Raw genomic sequence first — 1,656 nt, forward strand, 5'->3', positions numbered from 1 at the left:
GTGTTGGGAAGCTCTTTCGGCGCGAGGACCTGCGGACCGCAGTGATTGGAAAGCTGGAAGCCGGCTGGTCGCCGGAACAGATTGCCGGACGGTTGAAGATCGAACCGAAAGCCAAGGGTCGGGTCTGTCACGAGACGATCTACCGCTACGTCTATTCACCAGAAGGACAACGGCAGAAACTCGCTCGGTTCCTTCCGGAACGGCGAAGAAAACGTCGACCGAGATACGCACGCAAGCCGCAGAACCCTGTTTTTCCGGAAGCGCGCTCAATCAAGAATCGACCGAAAATTATCAACGAACGTAAGGAGTTCGGCCACTGGGAAGCCGACCTGATGATCTTCGAGAGGGCTCAGGGCAATGCCAATGTCGCGACCGTTGTTGAGCGAACAAGTCGGTTCACTGTGCTGTTCAAGAACAATGACCGGCAGTCCAAACCGATCATGGACCGGCTTATCAACGTTCTCGGCCCCCTGCCCAGGCAGGCCCGGCAAAGCCTGACTTTCGACCGCGGTTTTGAATTCGTTTCCTGGCGGCGGCTCAAGCAAGGCATGGGGACAGATGCATGGTTCTGCGATCCGTCCGCTCCCTGGCAGAAAGGCTCCGTTGAGAATATGAACCGGCGGATCCGTCGCTATCTGCCCAGAGACACTGCTGTCTTGTCAGTTCCTGAGGAATCGATACGATCCCTGATCGATCAGTTGAATAACACGCCGAGGAAATGTCTGGGATATAGAACGCCAAGTGAAGTATTCCGCCACAAGTTAGACAAGTAATTATATTTAAATTACCTAGACGATCATGCGAGAATTGCAGAAAATTTAATTACGACATGAAGACAAGGCTAATGACGGATAGAGTCCCTTACGAGTGTATTGCTTTGATTGTCGCGAAGCACATTTATCTGAATTTATACCACGAGGAAAAGAGAATTAATCTTCCGCCAATAAGAACATTTGACAATGGGTGTGCGAGCGCCTTGCAAATCGCCGCGGGTGTACTTTCAAAGCTTGATGTGATTGAGTTCATTGATGAAATAGAACGGAGATCGGTCTTCAAGTGCGAGCCGGACGAGTTTGAAGATGTGATACTACAAAACATGGATCAAGGCTGCGATTACGACACAGTCGTATTAGCTGTTGTCCGTCTCGCTGAATACACACCACTAACGCAGGAAATAGTCGACTGTCTGTCTCAGTTGGAATTATGCAATCCCGTTCAGTTTAAAACTACTGAGCGAAAAATACCTGACTGGTTCGCTGAAAAGATTGGTAAAGACATCCCAGTTTTGGAGGTCCCGGACTTCAGAATAGAGTGGACTTCAAAGAAAGAGTACTATGACGAGCTAGCTCGAAACTGGGTATCTTTGATTCAATAACCTCAATCTCAGTTTTTACATGACCAATCCGCCCCCGGACAGGCTTAGCAACCCCGACCAGCACACCTGACCGGGGGCTGACCTCCCTGCCCTGTGACAGCTTTTAAGCCATTGTTGCATTTACATTAGAAGTCACACGCCGGACTAAAATGTCTCACATATGCAATTCAAAAATGTCACGCTTCCTGCGTCCTTTAGGTTGTCGGGAGCATGGACATGGGATGGGTTTTGATGAGTGAGCTTGATTTGAATCGGGTCGAGATCCTGGCGCAGGTCGAAGA

At 49.8% G+C, this 1,656-nt stretch carries 2 protein-coding genes; both read left to right on the forward strand.

The features are described 5' to 3' along the window. Nucleotides 1–773, forward strand: a 773-nt coding sequence (locus tag IQ256_RS29175) for an IS30 family transposase (protein WP_193859173.1), incomplete at its 5' end; no start/stop codon positions are given. A 203-nt stretch (nt 774–976) separates the two neighbouring features. Continuing rightward, nucleotides 977–1,375 carry a hypothetical protein gene (locus tag IQ256_RS29180; protein ID WP_193859174.1) on the forward strand — a complete coding sequence of 133 codons (399 nt, stop codon included), beginning with the start codon at nt 977–979 and terminating at the stop codon, nt 1,373–1,375. Nucleotides 1,376–1,656: the final 281 nt, after the last annotated feature.

The organism is cf. Phormidesmis sp. LEGE 11477, assembly GCF_015207105.1.
Lineage (GTDB): Bacteria > Cyanobacteriota > Cyanobacteriia > Phormidesmidales > Phormidesmidaceae > Phormidesmis.